Origin of the sequence: Propionibacterium australiense (assembly GCF_003666605.1) — a bacterium.
Classification (GTDB): domain Bacteria; phylum Actinomycetota; class Actinomycetes; order Propionibacteriales; family Propionibacteriaceae; genus Propionibacterium; species Propionibacterium australiense.
This window is the reverse complement of sequence record NZ_RCIV01000040.1, coordinates 1-4390: the sequence shown is the minus strand read 5'-3', so window position 1 is coordinate 4390 and position 4390 is coordinate 1. Positions and strand designations below refer to the sequence as shown.

Genomic DNA, 4390 nt, shown 5'->3' with positions numbered 1-4390 from the left:
AGCACCAGACCCCCGAACAAACCTTCGGAGCATTCGCCTCGTACATCACCGGACGCACCTTCGACTACGACTTCGAACACCTCCCCAAACCCCAACCAGAAACCGATCTTGTTTCATGACGGCCATACGTCACGAACATGCCCGCCACCCGAATCTCCGCGGCAGAACTCATTGCCGACTATCACGAGCTCTGGCTAATCGAGAAATCCTTCAGGATGTCGAAGAGCGACCTGAAAGCCCGCCCGATCTTCCATCACACCCGCGAGGCGATCGAAGCCCACCTCACCATCGTGATGGCCGCACTCGCCGTCTCACACCGCTTGCAAACAATCACCGGGAAATCCGTCGCCAAAATCATCGAAACACTCGAGCCAATCCATGAAATGAACGTCAACATCGCTGGCCAAACCCTACCCGCTCACGACCAGATCACACCCGCAGCCCAAACCATCCTCGACACCCTCGGCCTCACCTGGCCCCCACACTAAAGTGGCACGAGTCGGGTGCTTCACGGCCGGCGGTCTGGGCTGCTTCGCGGCCGGCGGTCTGGGCTGCTTCGCGGCCGATGGCGCCGGCGCCTTTGGCGGCCCCTCCGCCGGGGATGGGGATGGCTCCGATGGCCATCTCTTTGCCGAGGGTGCCCAGGTCCACGCTGCCGTTGTCGTGTTTTTGCTGGGCCATGCTGATCCCACCCGAAGTGAGTGCGCCGGACAGGCTCATCAACGCGAGCCCTGCCGCGCCCCCGACACCGGTGAACATCAACGCCACCCCGGCCACGACCACGGCCCCGGCGGCCAGGTATTCCCAGTTCTCCCCGATCCAGTCCCCCGCCGCAGCCAGACCGGTCTTGTGCTGCTCCTTCCACTCCTGGAACTCGGCGTCACTGAGCGGGTGCAGGCCGGTGGGATCGGTGAACCCGACCGGATTGTTCGCCGCATAAGAATACGGGTTGCAAACCCAGGCGGGGAGCCTGGTTAAGCTTAATCACAGAATTTAAGCCGTGGTTCTGGGGAAATGATTTCCATCCTCCCAAAGCCTCCTATTAAGACATAATTCGATGGTGCAAATTTAATTTCACTGAAGTGATCATATCTACATTCCCCGCCCGTACTTACGTTGGATTGAGGATCCATGATCCACACAACAGAACGGACACCATAGAAATCTAAAGCAGCTTTTCGGTGATGATATGTGTCGCTTGAAGGAAATTCTTTGTAGTCTGGATAGAGTCCATCTTGGCTGACCTCAATGTCAAAATGAACCCGAAACGGTTCGACTTTTATATCGTAGACCCGGCTCTCCTTGAGATGACTTGTTTCGAAACCTGAAGGAATATGCTTCATTATGATTAACTCTCATTTTGGACAGCTAGGTCGAACTAGAAGTAAAGATTCGAGACACATTCACGGCATAGTGTAAGCATTGTGATCCTAAGTAAGACAAAACCGCTAGCAACTTCACTCAGTAAGTTCAACGATTTCAATTTACCGGAAGAATATTCTAAAACGAAGCTAAATTAAACCGGCTGCCTTATTTCAAAATAATTAACTCCGGTTCTGATGAAATAATTTGCATCCTACCAAAATCTCCTACGAGAGTATAATTCGGGGGCTCGGAAATTACTTCATCGATGTGTCCGTAGTCAAGCTCGCCACTGGCGTCAATTGCCGGCTTACCTCCCATTGTCCATACAACAGATCGCACGTCATGGAACTTCCAATTTGATTTCTTGTAACAGAATTGTTCTCCTGGATGGTATGGCTCGTATAGAGGATGAGTATCAGTCAAGACAGCTTCAATGGTAAAATTGACATGGCATGATTTGACTGCGATATTCAATACCCAGCTTTCTTCGAGTATAATATCACTCAAACCGGGTAGATGTGTATAGGGTATCATGGAAGATCCCATCCGATAGGAGTATGGTTTCCTGGTGATTTTCGAGTCACGGGGAATCCATATTTATCGAATCGCTGACCATTTGAGTTTCTCATCTCAATATGTGGGTTTTCACTCCCCGGACTTCTCGGTGAACCTTTCTTGATTGTCAATCGATCAATTCCGTTTTCGTCCGTGTACTTAATGGGGCCAGTTTCGGTTTGATTTCTTGTCCAGTTTGACTGAGAGGCTCCAAACTCGTCCAGCTGTGAGGCTGTTGGCTTCTTTCTGGACGCGACCTGTTGCATTGCAAAATCAGGATCATACGGTACTAGCTCTCCGGGTTTAGTATTTTCTGCGGCGTTCTTGCCGATGGTGCTGGAGTGCTTGTCTGCTGGTGCTGCGGGCGGCTTGTTCGGCTGCTTCACGGCCGGCGGTCTGGGCTGTTTCGCGGCCGGCGGTCTGGGCTGCTTCGCGGCCGATGGCGCCGGCGCCTTTGGCGGCCCCTCCGCCGGGGATGGGGATGGCTCCGATGGCCATCTCTTTGCCGAGGGTGCCCAGGTCCACGCTGCCGTTGTCGTGTTTTTGCTGGGCCATGCTGATCCCACCAGAGGTCAACGCGCCGGACAGACTCATCAACGCGAGCCCGGCGGCGCCCCCGACACCGGTGAACATCAATGCCACCCCGGCTGCGACCATGGCGCCGGCGGCCAGGTATTCCCAGTTGTCCCCGATCCAGTCCCCGGCCTTGGCGAGCGTGGACTTGTGTTGGTCTTTCCACTGGTCGAATTCGGCGTCACTGAGGGGGTGCAGGCCGGTGGGGTCGGTGAACCCGACCGGGTTGTTCGCGGCGTACGAGTACGGGTTCGCGGCCCATGCGGCGCCGGTGGTGGGGCCCTGGGGGTCGGGGGTGAGGAACCCACGGCTGGCCGGGTCGTAGACGCGGGCGCCGAGGGCTTCGAGTCCGCCGGGTAGCAGGACCTCACCGCCGGCCCCAAACGACAACCCCACCGTGCCGAGTGGGTTGCTGGTGGTGGTGGCCCACACCTCGCCACCGGTGCTGGTGGTGGGGGCCTGCCGCCAGCCGGGGGTCTGCCATCCGGTACCAGTGGTGGCGGTGAACCCGGGCACGGACACCACATCCTGCCCACCAGCCGACAACAAAGCAGGGATGGTGGTGGCGGTGTCCCAGAACAACCCCTGCCCGTCCACGGCGGCCAGCTCACCCATCGCATCAGTGAACAAACTAGTGCGGGAACGCTCCAGGGCACTGTCGATGGTGACTTGTTCCAGCCGGCCGCCGGTGTCCCACCGGTAGGTGCGTACCGTGCCGTCGGCGTGTTCCTCACGGATCCGTTGACCGGCCGCGTCGTAGGAGAACCGGGCCGACACCACACCACCAGTACTCGTAGCTGTCAGCTGGCCGGCCGCGTCGTAGGAGTAGGCGATGTCCCCGCCCCCGGCAGTGGTTTCGGCGGCCAGCCGGCCGGCCTGGTCCCAGACATACCGGGCCGTGCCGTCCTCGGTCCGGGTTTCTATGAGTTGGTTCGCCTCGTCGTAGGTGTAGGCGGTGTGGGAACCGTCCCGGGAGGTCCACGCGACCCGGCCCTGGTCGTCCCGGCCCACCGCCGTATGCGACACCATCGCATTGGCGCTGTCCCGCACGAGGTGGCTGGTGATGAACCCGCCCTCGCGTTCCCATTCCTGCCGGGTGCCGCCGGCGGTCGCGGCGGTCATCTGCCCAGATGGGTCGTACTCGTAGGCCACGGCGCCGAACACCGAGGACTCGACCCGTACCAGCCTGCCCGCCGGGTCGTACTCGTAGCCGGTCCGTGCCCCGCTCGGGGACCGCATCCACGCCCTGCGCCCATCGGCGTCATAACCCCACGACACGGCCTGCCCGCCCCGGGACCGCGAGATCAGCCGACCGTTGGCGTCCCAACACACCACATGCCTGACACCACTGGTCTCGGTGACGGTCATGGTCCGGGCCGTGAAATCACGCTCCACCCGGTGATGCACCACACCGTCATACGACAACGCGACGAACCGGCCCGAACAGTCATACTCCCACCCGATACGGTGCCCGTCAGCGCCCGTCTGGGATGTCTGCCGGCCCGCCGCATCGTACTCAGCGGTCGTCACCCGGCCCAACGGATCAGTGAGCCGGGTCACCTCGCCGTGACCGTCCCGCTCGTACCGGGTCACCCCACCAGCCGGGTCGGTCACCGCGACGAGGGCGCCGAGCCGGTCGTACTCGTACCGGGTCACCCCACCAGTACCCGAGACCGCCTCAACCAGATTCCCGACCTGGTCGTAACGGAACCGGCGCCGCCCACACATCGGATCTTGAAGACCCACAACCCTGCCCGACAAGTCGTACCGGTACCTGGTCGTGCCGTAGCCCGGCACGTGCCGGGCGGTGACCCGACCGCACTCGTCATAGGCATACCAGGCCCGCTCACCGGCAGGCCAGGTCTCACCGACCAGCCGCGAATCGGCATCATACGAA

At 60.0% G+C, this 4390-nt stretch carries 3 protein-coding genes; 1 reads left to right on the top strand and 2 read right to left on the bottom strand.

Annotated elements, in window-relative coordinates; genetic code table 11:
* Positions 1-137: 137 nt before the first annotated feature.
* Positions 138-488 (top strand): IS1634 family transposase, encoded by a 351-nt coding sequence (locus D9T14_RS13040; protein WP_121588383.1) that lies wholly within the window; start codon positions 138-140, stop codon positions 486-488.
* Here D9T14_RS13040 and D9T14_RS13035 read toward each other — a convergent pair.
* Complete coding sequence (locus tag D9T14_RS13035; protein WP_126464130.1) at positions 469-681, bottom strand: hypothetical protein; 213 nt, start codon at positions 679-681, stop codon at positions 469-471. The genes D9T14_RS13040 and D9T14_RS13035 overlap by 20 nt on opposite strands.
* Before the next feature lie 1542 nt (positions 682-2223).
* Positions 2224-4390, bottom strand: a 2167-nt coding sequence (locus D9T14_RS14380; RefSeq protein WP_220668354.1) for an RHS repeat-associated core domain-containing protein, incomplete at its 5' end; no start/stop codon positions are given.

Bases quoted from the DNA above. Each gene is read 5' to 3' on its own strand.
- D9T14_RS13035 (WP_126464130.1), bottom strand. From the start codon at position 681: ATGGCCCAGCAAAAACACGACAACGGCAGCGTGGACCTGGGCACCCTC.
- D9T14_RS13040 (WP_121588383.1), top strand. From the start codon at position 138: ATGCCCGCCACCCGAATCTCCGCGGCAGAACTCATTGCCGACTATCAC.